Annotated in this window: 21 protein-coding genes; 6 read left to right on the top strand and 15 right to left on the bottom strand. The window is 65.1% G+C overall.

Annotation, left to right across the window (positions count from 1 at the left end):
• Positions 1 to 8 precede the first annotated feature (8 nt).
• The gene (locus tag ACE3TY_RS00715; RefSeq protein WP_374649944.1) at positions 9 to 1334 is read right to left on the bottom strand and encodes an aspartate aminotransferase family protein; all 1326 of its coding nucleotides are present in this window, start codon (positions 1332 to 1334) and stop codon (positions 9 to 11) included.
• 174 nt (positions 1335 to 1508) lie between these two features.
• On the opposite strand from ACE3TY_RS00715, the gene ACE3TY_RS00710 reads away from it, so the two are divergent.
• From ACE3TY_RS00710 to ACE3TY_RS00695, 4 genes are read left to right on the top strand one after another with little or no spacing between them, the layout of a single operon-like run.
• Positions 1509 to 2561 carry an ABC transporter substrate-binding protein gene (locus tag ACE3TY_RS00710; protein WP_374649942.1) on the top strand — a complete coding sequence of 351 codons (1053 nt, stop codon included), beginning with the start codon at positions 1509 to 1511 and terminating at the stop codon, positions 2559 to 2561.
• Between the two features lie 3 nt (positions 2562 to 2564).
• Complete coding sequence (locus ACE3TY_RS00705; RefSeq protein ID WP_374649940.1) at positions 2565 to 3815, top strand: ABC transporter permease; 1251 nt, start codon at positions 2565 to 2567, stop codon at positions 3813 to 3815.
• A complete protein-coding gene (locus ACE3TY_RS00700; protein ID WP_374649938.1) occupies positions 3815 to 4624 on the top strand; it encodes an ABC transporter permease in 810 nt (269 codons plus the stop codon). Before ACE3TY_RS00705 ends, ACE3TY_RS00700 begins: the two co-directional genes overlap by 1 nt.
• On the top strand, positions 4621 to 5643 hold the full coding sequence (locus ACE3TY_RS00695) for a C45 family autoproteolytic acyltransferase/hydolase (protein ID WP_374649936.1): 1023 nt from the start codon (positions 4621 to 4623) through the stop codon (positions 5641 to 5643). Before ACE3TY_RS00700 ends, ACE3TY_RS00695 begins: the two co-directional genes overlap by 4 nt.
• On the opposite strand, the gene ACE3TY_RS00690 is transcribed toward ACE3TY_RS00695, so the two are convergent.
• The 12 genes from ACE3TY_RS00690 to hutH form a co-directional block, all read right to left on the bottom strand.
• Positions 5630 to 6460 carry an energy transducer TonB gene (locus ACE3TY_RS00690; protein ID WP_374649934.1) on the bottom strand — a complete coding sequence of 277 codons (831 nt, stop codon included), beginning with the start codon at positions 6458 to 6460 and terminating at the stop codon, positions 5630 to 5632. The genes ACE3TY_RS00695 and ACE3TY_RS00690 overlap by 14 nt on opposite strands.
• Positions 6461 to 6479: 19 nt before the next feature.
• Positions 6480 to 6923, bottom strand: a complete 444-nt coding sequence (gene exbD, locus ACE3TY_RS00685) for a TonB system transport protein ExbD (protein ID WP_374649933.1) — start codon at positions 6921 to 6923, stop codon at positions 6480 to 6482.
• Positions 6924 to 6935: 12 nt separating this feature from the next.
• Complete coding sequence (exbB, locus tag ACE3TY_RS00680; protein ID WP_374649931.1) at positions 6936 to 7886, bottom strand: tonB-system energizer ExbB; 951 nt, start codon at positions 7884 to 7886, stop codon at positions 6936 to 6938.
• Between the two features lie 113 nt (positions 7887 to 7999).
• A complete protein-coding gene (locus ACE3TY_RS00675) occupies positions 8000 to 9226 on the bottom strand; it encodes a PepSY-associated TM helix domain-containing protein (protein WP_374649930.1) in 1227 nt (408 codons plus the stop codon).
• A 15-nt stretch (positions 9227 to 9241) separates the two neighbouring features.
• On the bottom strand, positions 9242 to 9922 hold the full coding sequence (locus ACE3TY_RS00670) for a Fe2+-dependent dioxygenase (protein ID WP_374649928.1): 681 nt from the start codon (positions 9920 to 9922) through the stop codon (positions 9242 to 9244).
• Between the two features lie 79 nt (positions 9923 to 10001).
• The gene (locus ACE3TY_RS00665) at positions 10002 to 12548 is read right to left on the bottom strand and encodes a TonB-dependent siderophore receptor (protein ID WP_374649926.1); all 2547 of its coding nucleotides are present in this window, start codon (positions 12546 to 12548) and stop codon (positions 10002 to 10004) included.
• A 154-nt stretch (positions 12549 to 12702) separates the two neighbouring features.
• Positions 12703 to 13656, bottom strand: a complete 954-nt coding sequence (locus ACE3TY_RS00660) for a DUF4880 domain-containing protein (protein WP_374649924.1) — start codon at positions 13654 to 13656, stop codon at positions 12703 to 12705.
• 123 nt (positions 13657 to 13779) lie between these two features.
• On the bottom strand, positions 13780 to 14304 hold the full coding sequence (locus ACE3TY_RS00655; RefSeq protein ID WP_374649922.1) for an RNA polymerase sigma factor: 525 nt from the start codon (positions 14302 to 14304) through the stop codon (positions 13780 to 13782).
• A 102-nt stretch (positions 14305 to 14406) separates the two neighbouring features.
• The gene (locus ACE3TY_RS00650) at positions 14407 to 15855 is read right to left on the bottom strand and encodes an efflux transporter outer membrane subunit (protein WP_374649920.1); all 1449 of its coding nucleotides are present in this window, start codon (positions 15853 to 15855) and stop codon (positions 14407 to 14409) included.
• An 8-nt stretch (positions 15856 to 15863) separates the two neighbouring features.
• Positions 15864 to 17858 (bottom strand): MacB family efflux pump subunit, encoded by a 1995-nt coding sequence (locus ACE3TY_RS00645; protein WP_374649918.1) that lies wholly within the window; start codon positions 17856 to 17858, stop codon positions 15864 to 15866.
• Positions 17855 to 19075 carry an efflux RND transporter periplasmic adaptor subunit gene (locus ACE3TY_RS00640; RefSeq protein ID WP_374649916.1) on the bottom strand — a complete coding sequence of 407 codons (1221 nt, stop codon included), beginning with the start codon at positions 19073 to 19075 and terminating at the stop codon, positions 17855 to 17857. Before ACE3TY_RS00640 ends, ACE3TY_RS00645 begins: the two co-directional genes overlap by 4 nt.
• A 219-nt stretch (positions 19076 to 19294) precedes the next feature.
• Positions 19295 to 20806: a histidine ammonia-lyase gene (hutH, locus tag ACE3TY_RS00635; protein ID WP_374649915.1), complete on the bottom strand. Its 1512-nt coding sequence runs from the start codon at positions 20804 to 20806 to the stop codon at positions 19295 to 19297.
• Positions 20807 to 21005: 199 nt separating this feature from the next.
• Here hutH and ACE3TY_RS00630 point away from each other — a divergent pair, with 199 nt between their 5' ends.
• Entirely contained in the window at positions 21006 to 21818 is an 813-nt protein-coding gene (locus ACE3TY_RS00630) for a phytanoyl-CoA dioxygenase family protein (protein ID WP_374649913.1), read from the top strand.
• Positions 21819 to 21923: 105 nt separating this feature from the next.
• Complete coding sequence (locus tag ACE3TY_RS00625; RefSeq protein ID WP_374649911.1) at positions 21924 to 22697, top strand: substrate-binding periplasmic protein; 774 nt, start codon at positions 21924 to 21926, stop codon at positions 22695 to 22697.
• Here ACE3TY_RS00625 and ACE3TY_RS00620 read toward each other — a convergent pair.
• The gene (locus ACE3TY_RS00620) at positions 22676 to 23131 is read right to left on the bottom strand and encodes a hypothetical protein (protein WP_374649910.1); all 456 of its coding nucleotides are present in this window, start codon (positions 23129 to 23131) and stop codon (positions 22676 to 22678) included. The genes ACE3TY_RS00625 and ACE3TY_RS00620 overlap by 22 nt on opposite strands.
• Positions 23132 to 23305: 174 nt before the next feature.
• Entirely contained in the window at positions 23306 to 24808 is a 1503-nt protein-coding gene (locus ACE3TY_RS00615) for an FGGY-family carbohydrate kinase (RefSeq protein WP_374649908.1), read from the bottom strand.
• Positions 24809 to 24945: the final 137 nt, after the last annotated feature.

Here is a 24945-nt window from a genome sequence, read left to right as displayed (position 1 = left end):
AGGCGCCGCTACTGTCGCGTCGGCAGGATCGAGCGGTAATCGGTAAGGAAGTCATCAAAGATACCTGTGAAAGACTCGATGTCGGCGCGGGTGAAAGACAGAGACAAGGCGATCATACCGCGCGGCGTCACATATTGGCCACGCAGCAGCATTTCCATCTGCCACAGATGCAGCAGGCGCGGGTCGCCGGCTTCGGCATCGTGCGGCGAGACGATCTCGCCCTGGACGAAGTGCAGGTTCATCAGCGAGCCCACGCCCGTGACCGTGCCCGCAATGCCGTGCCGCTGCAATCGCTCGTTCATGGCTCCCCGCAACGCGTCGCCCAGAGCGTTCATGTTCCCGAGCGCCGATTCGGTCAAGACCTGGGTGAAGCCGGTGAAGCCCGCCGCCATGCTGAAGATATTGTTGTTGAAGGTGCCGCCATGGCCGAAGGCGTTGGGTGAAGCCGGATCGAAACGGTCGAGAATGTCCGCCCGGCCGCCGAAAGCGCCGAAACTGCAGCCGCCGCCGATATATTTCCCCAGGCTGACCAGGTCCGGCTTCAGCCCGGCCTTGCCGTGATAGGCGTGAAAGGAGAGGCGCGAGGTCATCACCTCGTCGAGGATGAGCAGGATGCCGGCTTCCGCCGTCTCGGCGCGCAGCATGGCGAGGAAGTCGGGCTTGGCTTCGATGCAGCCGCCGCCACCCATCATCGGTTCCAGGATCACGGCCGCCAGATCCTTGGCATGCCGGCGGATGAGATCGCGCGTGCCGGCAAGGTCGTTGTACTGGCTGAAGATGAAGGGATAGGGCGCGTTGAGGGGCGAGCCGCCATGGGCAAAGGTCAGGATGCCGCCATGATAGCCGCCGTCGAAAGCAAGGATCTTGGGCCGTCCGGTAACGGCGCGCGCGGTTGAGAGGGCCATCAGATTGGCCTCGGTCCCGGAATTGCAGAAACGCACCCGCTCGATCGCCGGAAAGCGCGCGACGATGGCCTCGCCAAGTTTCGCCTCGTAAGGATTGGGTCCGCCCAGCACCCAGCCGCTATCCACCACCTTGCGGATGGCGGCGGCGATGAGCGCGTTGCGATGGCCATAGAGGCCCGCCGTGTATTCGCTGACGAAATCGACATAGGTGTGGCCGTCGAGATCGGTGAGGCGGTTGCCCTCGCCGCCGGTCAGCGTCAGCGGAAACGGTTCGTAATAGAGAACCGCGCGGGTATTGCCCCCCGGCAGCGCCTTCTTCGCCCCTTCATGGCGCGCGGAACTGGCCGGATTGGCCTTGATGAAGCGCTGGCGGGAATCGGCGATGGCGGCATCGAGTTCCAGATTGGCGCCGATGGCATGAGCTTGCATGAGTCACCTATTTGATCAAACTTATCTCAGGTTAATGGCCAACATGCCGCCTGTAAAGAAGCGGAACCAGTTACAACCCTCGTTCAACGGCATTGACAGGCCAGCATCATCGCCATAACATTTGATCAAATCAATAAGCAAAAAACCAAGCAGGCAACAGAGGAGGCTTGAGGCATGATTTCGAAAGTGATCTGGACGGCTCTCACCATGGCCGCGGCAACGGCCGGCACCACGAATGGTGCCGCCGCCGAAGACAGTTTCACCGCGGTCGGCTGGGGCGGCAATTGGAACGAATCCTATGACCAGGGCGTGTTCCAGCCCTTCACCAAGGAAAGCGGCATCAAGGTGGTGCTCGACGAATGGGAAGGCGAACTGGCCAAGCTCCGCGCCCAGATCGAAAGCAATTCCATCGTCTACGATCTGGTCAGCACCGAAGCGCCGGGCCTGGAGGTCGGCTGCGCCGAGGGCATGTTCGCCAAGCTGCCGGAAGCGATCTATGCGCAGAAGGACGATTACCTGCCGGGCACCATCCATCCCTGCGGCATCGCCTCCGATACCTGGGCCACGGTGATGGTCTATGACGGCGACAAGATCAAGGACGGGCCGCATAGCTGGGCCGCGTTCTGGGACGTCGAGAAATTCCCCGGCAAGCGCGGTTTGCTCGGCCAGGCACAGTACACGCTGGAAAACGCGATGATGGCAGCGGGCGTCGCACCGGCCGATGTCTATACCGAACTCCGCAAGCCCGACGGCGTCGACAGGGCCTTCGCCATGCTCGACAGGATCAAGCCGCATGTCGTGTGGTGGACCAGTTCGACCAAGGCGCTGCAGAATCTCTCGGCCGGCGAAGTGGTGATGACGGATCTCTATAACGCCCGCGTCACCTCGGAGAATGAGAAGAACAAGACCAATTTCGTCATCGCCTGGGATGCCGGCTTTTTCTACGGCACCGACATGTGGGCGCTGGTGAAGGGGGCACCGCATCAGGCCGAAGCCGAGAAGTTCCTCGCCTTCTTCGCCAAGCCGGAGAACCAGGCCGGTTTCCCCAAGCTCTATGCCTATGGCGTCGGCCACAGACAAGTGTCTGAATATCTGACCCCGGAACAGCTGGACCGGCTGCCCACCTCGGAGAAGAACCTCGCCCATGGCGCGGTCTACGACACCGATTTCTGGGCCGAGAACAAGGAAGCGCTGGAACAGCGTTTCCAGGCCTGGCTTGCGCAGTAAGCATTGAACGTCAATCGAACCCTGGCAGGATTGCACCGGGCGCCACGAAATCGGCGCCCGGTTTTCTGGCATCCGTTCTCCAGCGCCGACGCGCGGCTTTTCGCACTTGTACTGCCGCTGCTGTTTTTCATCGTCGTCACGGTGATCGTGCCGGTCGGGCATTTTCTTTCCCGCGCGATCGACAATTCGACCATTGCCGAGAATTTACCGCGCACGGCAACGAGCCTTGCGGACTGGCAGCCGACCGACGGCGTGCCGGACGAGGCGGCCTTTGCCGCCTTCGCCGAAGACATTCGCGCCGCCGTCGCGGCCGAGACGCTGGGCCAATTGGCACAGAGCCTCAACCAGCAGCTGACCGGCAGCCGCAACCTCATCCTCAAAAGCGGCCTCGCCGCCTCCGATGTAACGCCGGAAAATGCCAAGGCAGAATTGCTGGCAAAGCTGCCGGGGCTTGCCAGGCCGGAACTTTGGGGGCTGTTCAAGGGAGCCCGCTCGAGCTTCACCGATTTCTATCTGCTGCAATCGCTCGACCTCGAGCGCAACAGGCAAGGCGACATCGTCCGGGTGACGCCGGACCGCGCCATCTTCCTGGCGGCGATCTGGCGCACCATCGTCATCAGCATCAATGTGACCCTGATCTGCGCCCTGCTCGCCTTGCCGGTGGCGCATGTGCTGGCCAGTGCGCGCCCGCCTTATGCCGGCATCCTGCTGGCGCTCGTCCTCTTTCCGCTGTGGACCTCGCTGCTGGTGCGGACCGTTTCGTGGATCATCATCCTGCAGGGCGAGGGGCCGGTGAACGCGACGCTCCAGTTCCTGCGCCTCATCGACGATCCGCTGCATCTGGTCTACACGCGCGGCAGCCTTTATATCGCCATGGTGCAGGTGCTCCTCCCGCTGATGATCCTCTCCATCCTCGCCGTGGTGGTGAAGCTGCCCAGGGAACTGGTGCGTGCCGCGACCTCGCTTGGCGCCAATTGGTGGCAGGCCTATTGGCGCGTGCAATTGCCGCTGATAGCACCGGGCATCGTCACCGGCGCCGGCATCGTCTTCGTCTTTGCGTTGGGCTATTACATCACGCCGGCGCTGATCGGGGGGCCGCAGGACCAGATGCTGAGCTCCTATGTGGCGCTCTATACGAACAAGACGCTGAACTGGGGCCTTGCCGCGGCCCTCGCCTTGCAGCTTCTGCTGGTGCTGGTCGTCGCCATGCTGGGCTGGGCTTCGTTCCAGAAGCTGAGCAAGCGAGGCGGCTGATGCATTTCTGGCCCCGCTTCCGCGCGCAACTTGCCGGCTTCCATACCGCTTTGGTGCTGCTCTTCATCCTGGCGCCCATCGCCATCATGGTGCCGATCTCGCTCACCAGCGGGACCCTGCTGACCCTGCCGGTGCCGGGCTGGTCGTGGCGCTGGTATGCGGTCGTGTTCACCGATCCGCGCTGGACGGGCGCCTTTCTCAATTCGCTGATCGTAGGTGCAGCCGCGACGGCGATCGCCACGTTCCTCGGCACGCTGGCGGCGATCGGTCTCACCTGGGGCCGGTTTCCCGGCCAGCGCATCATCCTGGCGCTGATTTCCGTGCCGCTGATTCTGCCTATCATTATCATGGGTGTGGCCTGTTTCAGCTTTTATGCGGCCTTGGGGTTGGTCGGCTCGCGCTTGGCCCTCATCCTCGCCCATGCCGGGCTTGCCGCGCCGGTGGTGGTCACCACCGTCATGGCGAACCTCAAGAGCTTCGATCGCAGCCTGATGCGCGCCGGTGCTTCCTTGGGGGCCGGCCCCCTCCTCGCCTTCCATCGTATCCTAGTGCCGCTGGTGGCACCCGGCATCTGCACCGGCGCCCTCATCGCCTTCCTCATCTCCTTCGACGAGGTGGTGATCGCGAGCTTCCTCACCACGGCCGAGCAGCGCACCTTGCCGCGGCAGATCTTCAGCGGCGTGCGTGAATCGATCAGCCCGGCCATCGCCGCCGCCGCCGTGGTGCTGATCTTCATCTCGGCCTTTGTCCTTGCCCTCACCGCCGAGATGCAGCGCCGGGCGCGCAAACTGCAGATGGCACCGCGATGAGAGAGGATTGCCCGATCATCGATCTCAGCGGCGATGCGAAAGCGCGCGGCCGTGCCCATGGCGAAGCCGCGCGCGGTCTCATCGCGCGGCATATCGACGGCTGGCGCCTGGCGTCGGAGAAGCAGACCGGCCTGCCCTACCGTGAAATCGTGGCGCGGATGTTGGGCGGCACGCATTTCGGGGAAGCGGCGCGGCAATGGGTGCCGCATCTCTGGACCGAGATCGAAGGGATCGCCGAGGGTGCCGGACAGGCATTCGAGGATGTGCTGGTTCTCAACCTCACCGACGAGCAATGGTGGTTCTTTACCGAGAAGAAGGCCGAAGCCTGCACCAGTTTCGCCTATCGCGACGAGGCGGGCGCCGTCTGGTCGGGACAGAATCTCGACATCGCCGGCTGGATGGACGGGCTGCAGGTCGTCCTGCGCTATGGCATCGACGGTGGCAGCGCTATTGCAGCAACGCTCGCCGGCACCATCGGCATGACGGGCATCAATTCGCACGGCATCTCCATCTGCTGCAACACGCTGCTGCAATTGCCGCCCTCGGCCGGCGGCTTGCCGGCGCTGATGGCGATCCGCGGCTTCCTCGACCAGCCCAGCCTCACCGCTGGTGAAACCTTCCTGCGGCGGATCGAGCACGCATCCGGCTTGCATTATCTGATAGCCGGCCCGGAAGGATGGCTGGGCGTCGAATGCGATGCCATCGGCCTGCGCCGCATAGCCGGCGGCCCGGACTGGTACTGCCACACCAATCATCCCAGGCGCGCACCGGAACTGGCCTCGCGCTCCTCGGCGGAACGGCTGGCGGCAATGGAAGGGGCACTCGCGCGCGGGGAAGGCAGCGCGGCCCTCGCCACCCGGCCGATCTGCCGCGACGGCACCGCGCCCGCCGATCCGATCGGCTTCACGGTCTTTTCGGCCATTTGGCGCAACGCGCCCGGCAGCGCGCCACGCATCGCCCCCGGTCCACCGGACCAGGCGCGCTATCGCGACATTCCGCTGCTGGCTATTTCAGATTGAAATTGATGGCGATGGTGCGCTGCAGGCGCTCGCCTTCCACTTCCGGCGGCAAGGGCGGCAAGGGCGAGGCGCGCTGGAAGGTGGCGATCGCTTCTTCATCAAGCGCCTCGAAGCCGGAGCTGCGCGTGATACGCGCCTCGATCACAGTACCGGCGCGGTCGAAGACGAAATTGACGACCGGCGTCCCTTCCTGGTGCTTGCGCCTGGCCGATTTGGGATATCGGCGGTATTTCTCGATATGCTTGCGGAAGGCCAATTCCCATTGGTTGGTGGCATTGCTGACGCGCGCCACATCGTCCGGCGTAGGCCCAGCTGCGACGGGTGCCGCGGCCGCGACCGGCTGCGGCGCCGATTCAACCTTCGTCGTCGAAGGTGCTTCGGCCGCTGTCTTGAATTCCCGTGGGGGAATCTCGGCCGTTTTTTCCTTCGGCTTCTTCTTTTCTGCCGGTTCCTTTTTCTTCTTCTTTTTCTTCACCGGCTTGGGCTTTTCCGGAACCGCCACGGCGACCTTCACTTCGGGCGGGGCCGGCGGGATCGCCTCCAGCTCCGCAAGAGGCGGCAGATCGATCTGCGGTTCGGGTTCGGGCTCCGGCTCGACCATCTTCGGCGGCGGGGGCGGTGCGACCGGGGCTGGTGCCAGTTCGAAAGCGATGACGGTCGCGGGCGGCACGATCATTTCGGTCGGCGGCCGGTCCCAATAGAGGTAGCCGGCGGCACCACCACCCAGATGCAGGCCGATCATGAGCATGCCCGCCATCGCCCAGCGGCCGGCACCTTGGCCGGCGCGGTCGAACGAGGTTTCGAAGACGGGCTGCATGGGAATCTGCCTCGCAACCTCAGGGTGCCGGCGGCGCGCTGTCAGGCGCCTGTTCGAGGCCGACCAGGGCGATCTTCAGATAGCCCGCCTCGCGCAGCATGTTCATGACCGTCATGATCTCGCCATAGGCCACTTCCTCGTCCGCACGCAGGAAAATGCGCGTTTCCTTGTCGCCCCTGGTCAGCGCTTCCAGCGCCGGCGCGAAGGTTTCGCGCGGTACCTTGTCGTTGCCCAGGCTCACGCCCAACTGCTCGTCGATGGTGAGGAAGACCGGCTTGTCCGGACGTGGCGACGGCGTGGCGCTGGCCGCCGGCAGGTCGACCTGGACATCGACGGTCGACAAGGGGGCCGCCACCATGAAGATAATCAGCAGGACGAGGATGACATCGATGAAGGGTGTCACATTGATGTCGTGATTGACGTCAAGATCGTCGTCGTCGCCATGCCTGAGCCGGACCGCCATCGCGCCCGCCCCCTATTCCGCCGCGTCGCGGTATTGGCCGGGCTGGGCCGCGGGCTGCCGGTCGAGATCGCGGCTGATCAATCGCAGGAGCTCAGCGGAGATATCGGCCAGCAGCGCGCGGTAGCCTGATATGGAACGGGCGAACTTGTTGTAGATGACGACGGCCGGAATGGCGGCGACGAGCCCGATGGCGGTGGCCAGCAGGGCTTCGGCGATGCCCGGCGCCACGACGGCAAGGTTCGTGGTCTGCGCCTTCGAGATCCCGATAAAGGCATTCATGATGCCCCAGACGGTCCCGAACAGGCCAACAAAGGGCGCCGTCGAACCGATCGTGGCGAGAATACCGGTGCCGCGCGTGGCGTGGCGCGAGGCAGCCGCTTCGATGCGGTCCAGGCGCGAGGCGGCGCGCTCCTTGATACCCTCGGCGGGCAGCCCGATGGAGAGCGCCACTTCATGGGCGGCGGCGGCGATAAGGTCGCGTGCCGGCCCTGCTTTCTGGGGAGCACCCGCAATCGCATCGACCAGCGACGGTGCCGCGGCAAGGGCCAGGCGCACCTGACGCGCCTGGCGCTTGACTGCCATCAGTTCCAGGCTGGTCACCAGCCAGACGGTCCAGGTGACGACCGAAGCCAGGGCCAGGCCGATCATGACCGCCTTCACGATCCAATCGGCCTGCATGAACATGCCCCAGGGCGAGAGATCATGCGGCAGGATCGCCGGCGCATCGGCCGGCAGGGGCAATCCGTCGGGACCGAGGAGGATTTCCGTGGGCGCCGCGCTCGTATCCGCCGCGTTCGTATTCGTCTGGGCCATGAGGGCGGGACCGGTTGCCGGCTGCCCGGCGCCGGGCACTGCCGTCGGGGCACTCTCCTGCGCGGCGGCCGGTACTGGTTGCAGGACCAGGCACAGAGCCACGAGCCCACCCAGGGATAGAGCGCAATGGAAGAAGCCGGGTCGCCGCATATTATTCACTCTTTTTTCATGGGCTTAGGGGCGCGAACCGCATCGTTCGCACCGCCCCTCCCAAAGGGTTATGATAGGAATGCGAATGAATTGCAATAGCGTTTCGGTCGCCCTCATTCAGCTGCCTGCCGGACCAAGGCCGCCTGGCGCCGCCGGCGCCGCTTCAGCCACCACATGGTGAGGCCGGTGACGGAGAAAAGCAGCGGCAAGAGGCCGGAGAGGAAGACCAGGAACTGCCAGACCGGTCCCCAGCCGAGCCCGTAATGCAGCGGCCGCTGGTAAAAGGCGAACGTGTCGCCGGCGGAAAACGATCGCGGGTCGCGCACATCCAGCACCCGAGCCGACCAGGGATCGACGAAGACGGTCGTGTTGAAGAGCGGTGACTCCTGATCCGGCCGCGCATAGTTCAACCGATAGGGCTGGTCCGCCCGCTGCGGCAGGAACACGCCTTGCAGGGAAAGATCGGCTGCGACGGCGGCATCGCCGAGGCCGACCGCGGTGCCGACATCGATCGGCGCCACGCCTTGCCGCGGCTTTACCGTCACCGCATTGGGCCGCAGGTCCCGTACCGGAGCGACGAGGCCGACGGCTGCGTTGATCGGCTGCGGGTAGACGATATAGAGCCCGGTGAAGCTGACGATGACGAAGACCGCGAGGCTCCAGAAACCGAACGTATTGTGAAGGTCGCGGTTGAGGCGCAAGGTCGTGGCGCCGCGCTTGACGGTGAGCTGCTGGCGCCATTGGCCCGGCCGGGGCCACCACATGATGAGGCCGCTCACGCCTAGGAACAGCATCACGGCACCGAGCCAGCCGACAATGTCGCGGCCCAGGCCCGGGATCATCAGCGACCCGTGCAATTGATGCACGATGCCGAGGAACCCGCCCTGGCGGGCCATGCCCTTCTGCACGTCGAGGATCGCAAGCGAGACGGGATCGATCTTGACCTGCCCGCCGCCCATCGTCGCACCGGGCCCCTGGACCTGGGTTTGTCCCTGGACCTGGGTTTGTCCCTGGGCCTGCCCCGGGACGGGGCCGCCTTGACTGGCGCGCGCAAAGCGGATGATGGCAGGGGCACCGGGCTCGGCCGGCAGCATCACCGCCGTTGGCTTCACGCCGGGGCCCATCGCCGCGGTTGCCGCCGCGATGAGATCGCCGATCGGGGCCGGATCGCCGCTGGCCAGCGCATAGCGCGGCTCGCCGTTGCCGAACCAGGTGGGGAAATCGTCATGATAGACCAGCACCGAGCCGGTGAGGCCGAGGATCACCAGGGGAAGAAAGAGGATGAGAGCGAGCCACAAGTGAATTTCCTGCAGCAGCTGGCGAAAGGTCATGCGGTTCATGACGGCGTGGCTTTCCTAGAGGTCCGCCCAGCGGCGGATGAGGTTGTGGTAGACGCCCGTGAGCGGCACGACCGACCCGTGATTCGGCTGGTCCGCGCTCAGGAGTTGGATGGAACGGTCGAGATCGAACAGAAGCGTGCGCTGGCCGTCATCGCGCACCATGCTTTGGAGCCAGAAGAAGGAGGCATAGCGGAAACCGCGCGTCACCGGCGTCACGGCATGAAGACTGGTCGAGGGGTAGAGCACCATGTCGCCGGCCGCGAGCTTGACATGGTGCGTGCCGTAGGTGTCGTCGATCGCCAGTTCGCCGCCGTCATATTCTTCCGGCGCGCTCAGGAACAGGGTGCAGGACAGATCGGTGCGGATGCGCGTTTCCGGCTCCAGCCCCTGGCGGATGGCGTTGTCGACATGCGCGCCGAAACCGTCGCCGGGACCGTAGCGGTTGAAGAGCGGCGGGAAAACGCGCGAGGGCAAGGCGGCGGAGATGAAGAGCTTGCTGCCCTCGAGCGCGGTCAGGATGGCATCGCCCAGTTCCAGGGCGACGGCACTATCCTCCGGCAATTGCGTGTTGCGCTTCACCTTGGCGGATTCGTAGCCGGCGGTGACGCGCCCGTCGACCCAATCGGCGCCTTCAAGCCGGCGGCGGAAATGAGCCACCGCATCGATACCGAGGATTCCTGGAATTCGTACAAGCATTCGATTCAATCCTTGAAACGGCTGAGCCCCGGCCGCTCACGCGGCCGGGGTTCTTCCGTTCTGTCTATGCCTCCGTTCGTCAGAACTGGAAGCTGGTGGTCAACAAGGCGGTGCGGCCCGGTCCCGGTGTCTGGAAACCGTTGCCGACCTGCTCGATGTAGAACTCGTTGAAGATGTTGTTGACGTTGAGCTGGATATCGATCTCGTCGGTCAGGTGATAGGCCGCCATGGCATCGACCAGGACGTAATCGTCGATCCTGCTTTCCGTTTGCCCGCCGAATCGATAGCGGCGGGAACTCATGTAGGTGACGCCGGCGCCGACATCGACATCCCAGGGCAAGGCATAGGTGGTCCAGAAAGACATCGAATGCCTGGGCACGTTGCGGAAGGTAGCCGTGTCGCTCGCCTCGCTCGGTCCGGCTTCAAGTATCTTGTCCTGCATGTAGATGTAGCCGGCGAAGACGGACCATTCGTCGGTGATGTCGCCGGCGAGACCCACTTCGAAACCCTCGACCCGCTGCTTGCCGAGCAGCACATAGTCGGGATCGGCCGCCGTCCCCAGATTCTGCCGCACGCCGTCGCGGTCGGTGCGGAAGAGCGCCGCGCTCAGCATCAGCTTTTCATCGAACAGGTTCCATTTGGTGCCGATCTCGTAGGAGACCGATTCCTCCGGATCGGCGCCGCTGCCGTCCGAACCCACCGCCACATCGGCCGCGAGCGGGCTGAAGGCGGTGCCGTAGGCGGCGTAGATGCTGCCATATTCGACCGGCTTGTAGTTGATGCCGGCCTTCCAGCTCAACATGTTGTCGCTGCTTTCATAGCGCGTGGTGGCGCCGCTGGAAACGGTATGCGTCTTCTGGAAGGCGTCGAACAATTCGTACCGCAGGCCGCCGCTCAGTTCGACGGTCCTGGCGATATCCATATTCTCGAAAGCGTAGAAAGCGACCGTGTCGCTGTCGTAATCGATGGTGCTGGCCGGCGAGTAGTCGCCTATCAGGTCGCGGTCCGGATCGGGGTCGAAGGCGTCGGTATTGGCCGCAGCGACGCCGGTGAAGGTATGGGTCGTGCGCTGTTCCAGGCTGTAATCGACGCCCACCACCAGATCGTGTTCGATATGCTCGGTCGTGTTGAATTCCGCCGTCGCGGTGGCCTGGTTGCTGACGGTGAAATTGTCGTAGGTGCGCTTGTTATGATTGACATTGACCAGCGGAAAGGCGGCGCCGGCTACGTCCGTGCGCACATGGCCGGCGATGCCGTAGAAATCGTCCCATTGCACGCGGAGGATGTTGTTGAAGGTCAGCCAGTCATCGGCTTCCCATTTGACGCGTCCGGTAATGATGTCGAAATTGGCGTCTTCGGTCGCGACATCGGCGATGTGATAGAAATTGCTGCGATCTATGTCGTCGTCGATATTGTTGCTGGCCTTGGTCGGCAGGCCGTAATCGGGGATGCTGCTCGACTGGAAATGCTCGTAGGAGAGCGTCATTTCAAGCGGCGTGCCGAGACCGGCCGAGATCGAGGGCGCGATACCCCAGCGGTTGCTTTCGGTCACGTCGCGCTCGGCCACTTCGTTATGGTGCCATACGCCGTTGACGCGCATGGCGACCCCTTGGGCATATTCCTCCGGTGCCACCTGGTTGACATCGACCGTAACGCGCCGCGTGTCGTCGGTGCCGACCTGCGCCGAACCGGCATAGAAGCTCTCCAACCCCGGCGTCTTGGTGACCATGTTGATGCCGCCGGTCACCGAACCGCGACCGGCGGTCGAGGAAGACGGCCCCTTGGTCACTTCGATCTGCTCGATATTGTAGATATCGCGGAACGAGCTGCTGGAATTGTCACGCAGGCCGTCGACCGAATTGTCGCTGCGGCTGCCCTCGAAACCGCGAATGCGGAACGTGTTGCCGCGCGTGCCGCCCTCGCCCGACGCGACGGTGACGCCCGGCACGTTCTTGATGGCATCGCGCAGCGAGCTTTGCCCGCGATCCTTCAATACCTTTTCCGGCACGACGACGATGGTCTGCGGCGTGTCGAGCAGCGGCTGCGTGTATTTATTGGAGCCGACGCGCAAGGGCTGGTAGCCCTCGCTCAAGGGCGGCGGCGCCTCCGCCTGGTCCTCGACCGAAAGCGGCGCGAGATCGGTCCCATCGCCACCCGCGGTCGCGCGTTCCAGCGTCACCGCATTGTCGGCCGTCTGGCGATAAGCAAGGCCGGTACCGCTCAGCATGGCAGCGAGCGCCTTATCGGGCGAGAGCGTGCCGCTGACCGGGCCCGACGTGAGATCGGCGATCAGCGTCGCGTCGGCGATGACGGCAATACCGGTCGCCTCGGAAAAGGCGATCAGCGCCTGGTCCAAAGGCTGTGCCGGAATGTTGAAGTCGGCGGTAGCGCCGGCCTGCGCCACTTGAGTGACGAACGTGTCCATGCGCAGATCGTCGCCGGCCGAGATCTGACTCAATCGCTTCTGCCAATCGGTGCCGGCGGCCATCTCATCGGCCCGCGCCGCAGCCCCATTCATGCCGGCGCCGACCAAGGCCGTGCCGCCCACGATGAGCGCGAGATTGAGATTGAATTTGCCAGCACGCCTGCGCGCAGCCCCGCGCGCCGCCGATCCACCCTGTTGCATTATCTGTCCGCCCCATCATGCGCCGGTCCATGCCGGCTGGTCCCAACAAGTGCGAGTTATTCGCATTTGCATCCCGACCATTAGGACGACAGACCTGCGTCCAACCATTACAGGGTTGGACGCAATTTTTTGCAGACGGGCCTTTTTCCACCCCTCAGGTGCGGAAAAGGATCTGCAGCGACCCACCTAAATTGAGCCTTTTCAAGGAGAAGGCGCCCAACAACGATTCGAGCGCGGCGTCGCAGTGCGCCGTGTCGAAGCTGCCCGTCACAAGAAGATCGTCGAGCCGCGGATCGCCGATCATGATGTGTCCGGGCCGGCAGCGGTTGAGATCGTCGATCGCATCGGCCAGCAATGTCCGCTCGAAGATCAGCCGGCCGGCGCGCCAGGGCGCCACGCGTGCGGGCGCTATCGGCCGCGCATCGTCATGCAGTTCCGCGCCGAAAGAGCGCGTCGTCAGCGGGCCAATCTCGACCATGCCGCCGGCGCCGGCATGGATTTCGACGCGGCCCGAAAGAACCGATACCAGGGCGCGGCGGCGTTCGAGCTTCAGGTTGAAGCCGGCCTGTTCCGCGCGCACCTCGCCGAACGGCACCTGCAGGGCGATGAAGCGCCCGGCCGGCCGCATTGCCTGCACATAGACCTGGCCATGGCGCAGCGTTGCGCTGGGATGCGGTTCGCGCGCGCCGATCTCAAGCGCTGAAAAGCTGTCGAGTTCGAGCGCCGCGTCGGATGCCAGATCGACCCGGAGCCGGCCGCCGAGAGGTGCCCGGATTCCGCGCGCCGACATCGCGCTCCAGCCGGCAACCGCCGCCAGCGACGAGAGACCGAGGCCGGCCGCCAGGAATTTGCGGCGGGCAACGGACCGCCCGGCCGGCGGCGGCGCGATCGAAGCCGCATAAGACGCCGCGTCGAGGGCCCGCCAGATTTCGGCCATTTCGGACATGGCCGCAGCGTGCGCCGGCGACCGGGCCAGCCAGGCTGTGCATTCGGCACGTTCCGCCGCACTCAGGGATTCGTCGCGCAGGCGCACGAACCAGAACGCGGCCTGGTCCGTCAAGGAAGCCGTATCGCCAGTTGCGATGCCGTCACGTCCGGCGCGTGCCATGTCAGCCCCGAGTTCAGACTCACCTGTCCTATAGGACGAATGAGACCGCCATTTGATTACCCCTGCCGCCACAAATTTTTGTGTCGGCTTGTTGTCATGCCCAATTGTCAATCGTTCCCGGCATCAATCGTTTTCGGTCCGGTGCCGATCAAGCGTGTGCCGGCAATGCGCCAGCGACCGCGCCATATGCACCATGACGGTGTTCTTGGCGATTCCAAGCCGTTCGGCGATGTCCGCATAGCTGAGTTCCTCCACTTTATGCATGAGGAATATCTGCCGGCCGCGCGGCGGCAGGCTGGCAACAGCCTGCGCCAGGACCTTGAGCTCCTCGCGCGAGAGGACGGTTCGTTCGGCCGAAGGGCGCGGATCTGGAAATCCGGTCAGGACGGATTCGTCCGCCTGGCCCGTCTGCTGCCGGCGGCCCTGGCGCCGGTGATCGATCGCAAGATGCGCCGCGATGCTGAAGAGATAGGCGCGCGCATCCAGCGTGGCGGAACGCCCGCCGTCCGGCGCCCGTTCGCTCCGCATCAGGCGGAAAAAGGCTTCCTGCGCCAGATCGGCCGCCAGTTCCGCGCTGGCCACGCGGCGCTGCAGGAACAGGCGCAAATCCCTGGCGCAACTGCGGAATAGATCGTCGAAATCGATCATCGCCGTCGAAAATGGCCCCCAAGGTGAGGAAAGACGGCCGGACGTTAACGCTAATAAGAATTAGTCGCAATTAATTTTATATCCCGATGCATGGTACATGCATCACTCGGCAGTGCCGGGCTGCTCCCAGCCGCCCCCCAGCGATTTATAGAGTGTGACGATCGCCTGCAATTGCTGGAGCCGGAGCTGGCCGAGCCCGTCCTGGGCATCGAATAGCGTGCGCTGCGCATCGAGCAAGGTGACAAGATCGTCGCTGCCGCTTTTGTAGCGTGTGCGGACGATGCGGAAAGCCTTGTCGGCCGCTTCCACTTGAACCTCCTGCAGCCGCACTTGCCGCTCCAATGCCGCGACCGAGCCCAGCGCATTCTCCACTTCCGAAAAGGCGGTGACGATCACGCTGCGGTAATTGAGGATCAGTTCCTTGCGCTGCGCTTCCGTGAGGTCGGCATCGGCGGCGAGCTTTCCGCCATCGAAGATGGGCTGCATGATGCTGCCGGCCACGCTGTAGGCAGCCCCGGCCGGACCGAATAGGGTGGAGAGCACCGCGGTTTCCAGGCTGAGCGCGCCGGAGAGATTGACGCTGGGCAGCATCGCCGCCCGGGCCGCCACGACATTGGCGTCCGCCGCGGCGAGATCGGCCTCGGCCTTGGCGATATCGGGGCGGCGCTGCAGCAGGGCCGACGGCAGGCCCGTGGCGAGGGGCGGTGCCTGCAGACTGTCCAGCGAGCGTTCCTCGATCGTCATATCCTCCGGATTGCGGCCAAGAAGAATCGCCAGGGCATTGGTGCTTTCGCGTTCCTCCTGTTCCAGCGGCGGCAAGGCGGCTTCCCGCGCCGCCACTTCGCCGGTCTGCTGCGCAAGATCGGCCGGCGAAACGGCGCCGAGCCTGGTCTTCGCCTCCACCACCTGCAACACGTCGCGCGCATTGGCCAGGTTGCTGTCGGCGATGGCGATGCGGTCGCGCACGGACAGGATCTGCAGATAGGTGCTGGCGACCGAAGTCGTCGCCGTCAGCGCCACGGTCTGCTGGTCGAACACGCTGGCGCGCAGGGATTCCAGTGCCGCCGTGCGATCCGACCGGTTTCGCCCCCAGAAGTCGACCTCATAGGAGGCCGACAGCGACAAGCCGAAGGAATTGCGGTCCATGGAGGTCGATCCGCTACCGCCGCCACTGGAACTGCTGGATCCCGTACCGCTCTCCTCGGCCGCGGCATCGGCATCGAGCGGCCCATCGCGCGAGGCATCGAAGCCCAGATTGAGCTGCGGCCACAGGCTGGAACTGGTCGAGCGCATTTGAGCCTCCGCCTGTTCGACGCGGGCCGCGGCCATGCCGATATCCAGATTATTGTTTCTGGCGGCCAGGATGAGTCCGTCGAGTTCGCCGCTGCCAAAGCCGCGCCACCAATCGGCGGCCGGCCAGATATTCGCCTTGGCCGGCATGGGCGCCACCCAGGCGACCGGCGTCTTGATATCTGGCTGCGTCGGATCGGCCAGCAGGTCGCAGCCGGACAGAAGAGCGAGGAGAAAGAGGAGGATCGGTGCGTCGCGCATGGAATATCTCAATCGCTGGCCAAGGCGGTCACGGGATTCATGCGCGCGGCCTTCACCGCCGGGGCCAGCCCGAAGACGAGGCCGACCGCGGCGGCGCAGGCGAATGCCAGGAAAATGGTGGGGACCGAGAAATCAATGCTCATGCCGAAGGCGCCGATGACGAGGGCCGAAACGATGCCGATTGCGACGCCGATGAGGCCGCCAAGCGCCGACACGATCACCGCTTCGACCAGGAATTGCTGCAGGATGTTGCGGGTCCGGGCACCCGTCGCCATGCGAATGCCGATTTCGCGCGTTCGCTCGGTCACCGAGACCAGCATGATGTTCATGACGCCGATGCCGCCCACCACCAGCGAGATGGCAGCGATCGAGCCCAGCAGGATCGTCATGGTGCCGGCGGTCTGCGAGGCCGCTTCGATGATGGCCGCCATGTTGCGGATCTGGAAATCCTCCAGCCGGTGCCGGTCTATGAGCAGCGCCGTGATCTTGGCCTGCACATCCGTCATCAGCGATTCGTCGGTGACCGAGACGGTGACACTGCGCAGATCCCGGTCGCCGAACAGGCGCAGGCTGCCGGTGCTGAGCGGCACGAAGGCATTGTCGTCCATATCCTGGCCGAAGGCGGCGGCACCCTTGGCCGCCATCACGCCGATGACCTCGAACGGCATGTCGCCGATGAGAATCACCTTGCCCACGGGATCGATGCCGATGGGGAACAGGTTCTTCACCACCGTCTGGCCCAGGACGACGACGGCCGCCAGCCCTTCCGTATCCGCATCCGTGAAGAAGGAACCTTGCGCGATGGCCCAGTCGCGGATGATGGGCAGGCCGTCGGTGGTCCCGGTTACCTGGGTCATGTAATCGCTGTTGCCGAAGCGCAGCGTGAAGCTGCCGTTCTTTTCCGGGACGGCGGCGCGCACATTCGGCAGCGTTTCGATCGCCACGGCGTCTTCGGCAACCAGCGAGGTAATGCCGCTGGCCGATGGGCCGCGCTGGTTCGGCATGCCCGGCCGGATAACCAGCTGGTTGCTGCCCATCGCGTTGATGCGGGCCAGCACGTCGCGCGTCGCCCCCTCGCCCACCGCCATCATGGCGACCACGGAACCGACACCGATGACGATGCCAAGCAAGGTGAGGATCGTGCGGAAGAGATTTCGCCGCAAGGCGCGCAGCGCCATCTTTCCCGATTCGAAGGCATCGCCGATGAAGCCGATGTGGCCGGCATCCGGCAAGGCAAACTCATCGGCCAGCGATGGCAGCGAACGCGGGCGATAGCCGCTGTCGGACGAGATCAGCCCGTCGGCGATTTCGATCAGGCGATCGGCATTGGCGGCGACGCTGCGGTCATGGGTGACGAGGATGACGGTATGGCCGGCATCGGCCAGCTGGCGCAGCAGGGCCATCACTTCGGCGCCGCTGCGGCTGTCGAGCGCGCCGGTCGGTTCGTCGGCCAGAATGATGCGCCCGCCGTTCATCAGCGCCCGCGCGATCGAAACGCGCTGCTGCTGGCCGCCGGACAGCTGGCTGGGGCGATGATCCAGCCGCTCCTCGAGCCCCAATCCGCTCAGCAGCATTTCGGCCCGCGCGTGCCGGTCGTGAAGGCTCATGCCGGCGTAAATGCCGGGGATTTCGACATTCTCCAGCGCGGTCGCGGTGGCGATCAGATTGTAGCTCTGGAAGACGAAGCCGAAGGCGTCGCGGCGCAGTTCGGCCAGTTCGTCGCGGTCGAGGTCGGCGGTGTCCCGGCCGGCGAAGATGTACCGGCCGGCGCTGGGCTTGTCGAGGCAGCCCAGGATGTTCATGAGCGTCGATTTGCCGGAGCCGGAGGCACCCATGATGGCCACGAACTCGCCCTGGCGGATCGCCAGCGACACGCCATGCAGCACCTCGACCGCATAGCCGCCGCCGGTGACGAAGGTTTTGCGTACATCGGCAATTTCGATGAGCGGTGCGCGCTGGTTTGCAGCCAGCGCGCCGCTATCGGCCGCGCGGGCAAGATTCATGGAAAACCCCGGAACCCGCCGCGATTGCCGCCCGCCGCCGCTTCGGTGGCGCTGCGCTCGCCGATGACGACCCGGTCGCCCGGCTGCAGGCCCTCGACCACTTCGGCAAGATTGCGGTTCTTGACGCCGATGCGGACATTGCGCGGCGCGAAGCTGCCGTCATTCTCTGCCAGGAGCACCTGATAGGTGCCGGTCGGCAGCGACTTGTCGCTGACGGGACGCAAGGCGGTGGTGGCCACGGTGGTCACATTCCGCGCCCCGGCCACCATGAAGGTGACCTGGGCGCTCATTTGCGTCATCAGCCGCTGGTCCGGATTGGCGACATCGAAGAGTGCATCATAGAGGATGACGCCGTTGACTTCTTCCGGGGTTGGCAAGATCTGGCGCAAGGTCCCGCTCCAGTGCCGGTCCGACTGGCCCAGCGTGGTGAAGCTTGCATGCATGCCGAGCGCCAGGCGCGAAACATCGGCTTCCGAGACCTGCGCTTCGACCGTCATGGTGCTTAGATCGGCGATGCGCATCAGGATCGGCGCCGATTGATTGGCGTTGAGCGTCTGGCCGAGCCTGGCATCGAGACTCACCACCGTGCCCGTCATGGGCGCGTAGATGCGGGTATAGCCGAGATTGGCCTCGTCGCCCTCGAGCTCGGATTGAGTCTGCTTGATCTGCGCCTTCACCGCCGCGATCTGCGCCTTGGCGACACGCAGATTGGCGGCTGCCGTGTCGAGTGCGTCCTGGCTGGTGGCGTCTTCGGCCATCAGGCCGGACTCGCGTTCATACTGCTCCTTGGCCAGCTGCATCTCGGCCTGCTGCTCTTCGAGCTGTGCCTGCAGGTTGAGGAGCTGCGCCTGGTTGGCGGCAACCTGGGATTTGAGGATGCGTGCATCCAGCTCGGCGACGAGCGCTCCTTTTTCGACCTCGTCGCCGACCTTGACCCCAAGCCCGATGATCTGGCCGGAGACCTGGGCGCCGACATCGACATAGTCGCGCGGCTGGATTTCGCCCACCGCCGAGACGGTATCCTCGACATTGCCGACGGAGACATCGGCCAGGAGATATTGGCTGGCCGTCGAGGCCTCGCTGCGCGTGAACTGCCAGATCGTGCCGAGGCAGGCGCCGATCGCCAGCAGCAGCGCGACCACCCAGGGCCAGCGCCGCCGCCGGCGCACGCGCGGCCGAGGAACGGCGCCGAGCGACAGGGCCGGTTCAGCCCGCATCGCGCCACCTTGGGCGGCGGCGCTGCGGAGAGTTGGGGAATCTTGCGCGATAGTCATGGTCTTCCGGCATGAGTGATCCAGTTGGACTTTGCCCAACCCATTGATCGCATGACAGAATTGCTGGAAGACCGCGCCGGGTCCCCGATCTGGCTAGCTGTCGCCCAGTGCGAGCAATGCCAAGACTACACGCATCGCTTGGCAAAACCCTGCGTCTATTTTTTACATGGCGGCGGCGATGGCGCCGGCCCAGCCTGTTTCGCCCATGCGCCGGGCGACCAGGGCGATATCGGGCGAAAGGAAGCGGTCCTTGACGTAAGGCGGGATTTCGGCGCGGAGCAAGGCATGGGCGGCCCCCGTGCCGCGCCCGGCCTTCAGGCCCGGATAGAACTCCAGCGCCTGCGCCGCCAGCAGGAATTCGATGGCAAGGATATGCCGGGTATTGGCGATGACCTGCAGGCATTTCAGCGCCGAAGGCGTACCGAGGCTTAAATGATCCTCCTGCTGGGCGGAGGTAATGTGATTGTCGGTCACCATCGGCTGGGCCAGCAGCCTGTTCTCGGCGGCAAGGGATGCCGCGGCATATTGCGCGATCATCATGCCGGAATTGACGCCGCCTTCCTGCACAAGGAAGGCCGGCAGGGTGCTGACCGCCGGGTTGATCAGCCGGTCGAGGCGCCGTTCGGCGACCGACCCCAGTTCCGCCACGGCCATGGCGAGGAGATCCATCGCCATTCCCAGGCTCTGCCCATGGGGATGCGCGTTGGAGATGACGCGGTAGGCATCCGGTGTGCCGATCACCAGCGGATTGTCGGTGGCGGAACCCAGTTCTGTATCGATCTGACTGCGCACATGGTCGATCTGGTCGCGGGTCGCTCCGTGGATCTGCGGGATCGAGCGGATCGAGAGCGCATCCTGCGTGCGGTAGCCCTGCGCCTGCGCCACGATCTCGCTATCCGCCAACAGGGCGCGCAGGCGCCGGCCCACATGCAGCAGGCCCGAATGGGGTTTGAGGGCGAGGACGGCTTCGTCATAGGCGGCAAGCTGCCCCTTCAGTCCTTCGAAGCTCAAGGCGCCGGTCACATCGGCCCAGTCGGCCAGCTGTTCGGCTTCGGCCAGGGCGAGACAGGCAAGCCCGGTGAGGCAGCGCGTGCCGTTGACGAGGCAGAGCCCATCCTTGGCGCCGAGTTCGACCGGCTTGAGGCCGGCGGTCTCGAGCGCGTCGGCGGCCGGGATCCGCCGGCCATCGACCGAAACATCGCCGATGCCGATGAGGGCGAGGCCGATATGGGCACCGTGCACGATATAGCCGACCGAACCCTGGCTCGGCACGACCGGCGTGATGCGGCGGTTGATGAGCGAGACCAGCTGCGCCACCACGCCCAGGCTGACGCCGGACTTGCCGTGACAGAGATCGTTGACCAGGGACACCATGATGGCGCGCGTCGCCGGCACCGACAGCGGCGCGCCCACGCCGCAGGCATGGCTCATCAGCGTGTTGCGCGAAAGCTCGGTCTGCTGCGCGCCGGAAAGTACAATCTCGCTCAGGGCGCCAAGGCCGGTGCTGATGCCATAGGCACGTTCGCCGCTCTTGATGATGCGCTCGACGATGGCCCGGCCATTGGCAAGCCGCGCCAGCGCGCCGGCACCGAGCCGGAGTTCGGCATCGCCCCGCGCAATCGCCACCAATTGCCGATAGCCGAGCGCTTCCGACCCGCGTTCGATCGCTTCCATCGCCCCGCCCTCCTTGCCACCTCTTGACTGTACCTGTATATACAGGCTGGCATGAGGCGGCAAGCCGGGCGGCGATGAGCTTTCGGAACGTTGCGATGCGCGGGATTAATCGGCCTCCGATGGCCTCTTTCGCGGTCGCCCCGACCTCTGGCAAAGAGGGGCGCCACACATTGCAGTTTTCGCGGGGACGGGGATATTCATGAACATCGCGGACGCCGATATCGCCACCTATGCCGCCGATGGCGCCATCGTGCTGCGCGGCGCCTTCGCCGATTGGGTCGAGCCCTTGCGCGCCGGCGTCGCGCGCAACATGGCCGAGCCCGGCCCCTACGGCGCCGAGAATGTGCGCGAGGGCGATGGCGGCGGGCGCTTCTTCGACGATTACTGCAACTGGCCGCGCATTCCCGAATTCACCGACTTCGTCCGCAATTCGCCGGCGGCCGAGATTGCCGGCCGGCTGATGGCCAGCCGCACCTCGCAGATCTTCCACGACCATGTGCTGGTCAAGGAACCCGGCACGCCCAAGAAGACGCCGTGGCACCAGGACATGCCCTATTACTGTGTCGAGGGCATGCAGACGGGCAGCTACTGGATCCCACTCGATCCGGTCAGTGCCGACAACACGCTGCGCCTGGTCCTGGGTTCGCATCTGTGGCCCAAGCTGCTGCGCCCCAAGCGCTGGGCCGGCGGCGAGGATTTCTACGCCGACCAGGAGCAGTTCATGGACCTGCCCGATGTCGAGGACGGCGCATTCCGCATCCTGGAGCCGGCTCTGGAGCCGGGCGATGCGATCCTTTTCAACTACCGCACGGTGCATGGCGCCAACGGCAATGCCGGCGGCCAGCGCCGGCGCGCCTTCTCCTGCCGGTTCCTGGGCGACGATGCCGTCTTCATCCAGCGCCCGGGCCGCACCTCGCCGCCTTATCCCGGCATCGGCCAGCGGAATGGCGAGCGGCTGCGCGAGGATTGGTTTCCCGTCATCTGGCGACAGGATGGCGCAGAAGCAGCCTGAGCCTTGCCAGCCCTTGCCGGCGCGGGCAAGGTGATCCCGGCCGAACATCGCACCGGCTGAACATCGCAGAGGTCAGGTCGGATGATTTGCCGCGCGCTGCGGACAATGCTGACAACCCTCGTCCTGGGCATCGTCGCCCAGGGCGCAGGTGCCGACCCGCTCACCCTGCGCCTCGGCTATTCCGACAAGGAATCCGCCTTCTTCCTCACCGGCAACGGCCGGGAGATTCCGGAAAAGCCGGGCATCGCCATCGAGATGGTCGAGGCGGCGGGAAAAACCTGCGATGTGGCGCCTGACCTGTCGCGCTATCCCGGGGGCCGCCTGCTGGCGAACGTCGGCGACAACAAGATCGACGGCATCGTCATGCTCTCCTTCAGCCCAGACCGGCTGGCGCTGGGCACCTATCCGATGAAGGGCGACGCGGCAGATCCGGATTTCCAGATCGCCAGCCTCTCTTACGCCTTCTATGTGCGGACCGACAGCGACATCGCCTGGGACGGCAAGTCGCTGCGCGGCATCACCCGGCCGATCGGCGCCAATCTCGGCTGGTCGGTGGTCGACGATCTGAAGAAACTGGGCCTGCCGGTGGAACCCGCCAAGGACACGCAGAACAATTTCAACAAGCTGCTGGGCGGTCGCGTCGATGCCGTGGCCATGCACACGACGATCGGCGACAGCTATCTCGCCGGCAACGGACTGGCCGGCAAGGTGCGGAGACTGGGCCCGCCGATATCGACCAAGCCCTATTACCTGGTCCTCAGCCACACTTGGCATGACGCGCATCCCGAGGCGGCGCAATGCCTGTGGCAGGCCATCGCCCGGCAGCGCGAGACCGAGATGCTGCGCCTGCTCGAACGCTACCGCGACATTCTCAACTGAGGCCTGGAGCGCGCCGGCAGCGTGGCGCGGATTTCGGAGGCTTCGATATCCGCCTCGAAATCGGCCATGCGGATATGCAGGCCGTCGGCCAGCACCGCCGCGACCTCGCCCGCCGACAGCACCAGATCGCCCGTGGGCAGATCGTGGAGGCACAGGCTGCCATTCGCGCCATGGGTGACACGCGCCGGGCAGTCGAAGGTCCTGAAGAGCGAACGGATGCCACGGCACCAATCCTCGCGCCCCACCATATAGTTCCGGCACGCGACCGAGACGGTGCAGGCGGCGGGGCCGCCCCGCAACGCCTCGATCTGGCGGGCGACCTGGCGCGCCGCCTTGGCGCGGCGGTGCCGAAAAGCCGCAAGCTGAACGACGGGAGCGGCGGGTTCGACCGCGACGTCATTGGCGACGGGCGGGTTGGTCTCCTGCAATTTCACGTCAGTGACCCCTCGAGAATCAAGTCCGCGGAAAATGCGAACGACCGCAACTTGGTGCAGGCGAGCTTAAATTTCGAGATAGAAATTGGTCGCAATTTATAAAGAGGGGGTAAAATTTGTGTGAAGGGCGGATCGCGGCTTTCGTGACGCCCGCCACATTCCGGGCCCGCGGTGTCAGTCGGCCAGCCGGTCGAGATCGTCGTAGAGCGCCTGCGCATGCTGGTAGAGGCGGTTGAAGACGGGCTGCATGCGCCGGTAGGTCTCGGCCCATGCCGGATCCGGCAGGACTTCGCCGGCATAATGGACGAAGGCGGCGGCGGCGCCCTCGGTATCTCTAAAGCGGCCCGTCGCGGTGGCGGCGATGGCGGCGCAACCGACCACGCCGCATTCGGCTTCTTCCGGCACGAGTATGGGGATGTTGTAGGCGCTGGCCTTGATCTTCAGCCAGAGCGGGGTTTTGGCCCCGCCGCCCGAGGCGATCACGCGTTCGAGCTTGCGCCCGGCCGCCTGCTCCATGATCTGCAGCTGGCGCGCGACGGCAAGGGCCACCCCCTCCATGACCGCGCGGTGGAGATGCGCCGTGCCATGCTCGGCGGTGATGCCGAAGAACTGGGCCCGCGAATTGCGGTGTTTGCCGAACCGCTCGCCAGTCAGATAGGGCAGGAAAAAGAGGCGGTCGGCCCCCGCTGGGGCGGTTGCGGCCCTTGCCACGATCTCCTCATAGGACAGCGCCTTCTCATGGAAGGCGCGGCGGGCCCAGCGCATGGAATCGCCCCCCGATTCCAGCAGTACGAAACCGCCCCAGCCGCCTTCGACCGTGCCGATATTGGAAATTTCCGGGTCGAGCAGCGGCGCATCCGCGACCACGGTGATGATCGCCGAGGTGCCCGTCACATCCGAGCAGAGTCCAGCCCGGGACACACCCGACCCCAACAGGGCCACCGGGAAATCGCCGCCACCCACCAGCACGGGAATTCCGGCGGGCAGGCCCGTCTCCAGCGCCGCCGCCCTGCCGACCGGACCCAGAATGTCCGTGGGCCTCCGGATGGCGACCAGCTTCCCGATGTCGAGGTCGAGGAGGTCGCACATATGCGGCGACCAGGTGCCATCGGCCGGGTTCATCAGGAAGCTGCAGGCAGCCTCGGTCCGGTCCATGGCGATCTCGCCCGTGAGGCGGAAATTGACGTAATCCTTCGGCATCACCACGGCCTGCGCCGCCTCGTAAGCGGGCCGGTCCTGGTCGCGCAGCCATTGCAGCTTGAAGCCCGGCCAGGCAGGTGTCGGCGGGTTGGCGGATTGGCTGAGATAGTCGGCGGGCTTGTGCGCCGCCTCGAAGGCTTTCACCTGGGCCGCGGTGCGCTTGTCGTTCCACAGCGGCACCGTCGCGCGCGTGAGCTGCCCGTCGCCGTCGAGAAGCACCGTGCCGTGCATCTGCCCGCAGGCGCAGATGGCGGCGATGCGCCGGGCGGCACCTGCCTCGCGCGCCAGCAATTGGCGGATGGAATCGACGACACCCGCCCACCAGTCCAGCGGGCGCTGCTCCGACCAGCCATATTGCGGCACGATCTGGTCATATTCCTTGGCAGCGATGGCCAGGATACGGCCGGAGAAATCGACCAAGGCGGCCCGCGCGCTGCCCGTGCCGATATCGATCGCGAGATAGAGGTCCTGCGGCAAGGGCCAGTCCCTGACAATTCGTTATTTTCAGTAGCATAACTACAGTCACGGAACGGTCAACCGGCAATTTTCCATGTAACTTCGGCAGCGTGATAGGCATTTCCTGGCTTCATCTTGAACAGTTTTCTCTATTTATG

Origin of the sequence: Dongia sp. (assembly GCF_041918875.1) — a bacterium.
GTDB lineage: Bacteria > Pseudomonadota > Alphaproteobacteria > Dongiales > Dongiaceae > Dongia.
The sequence above is the reverse complement of the archived record's forward strand: the minus strand, read 5'-3'. Positions and strand labels throughout refer to the sequence as shown.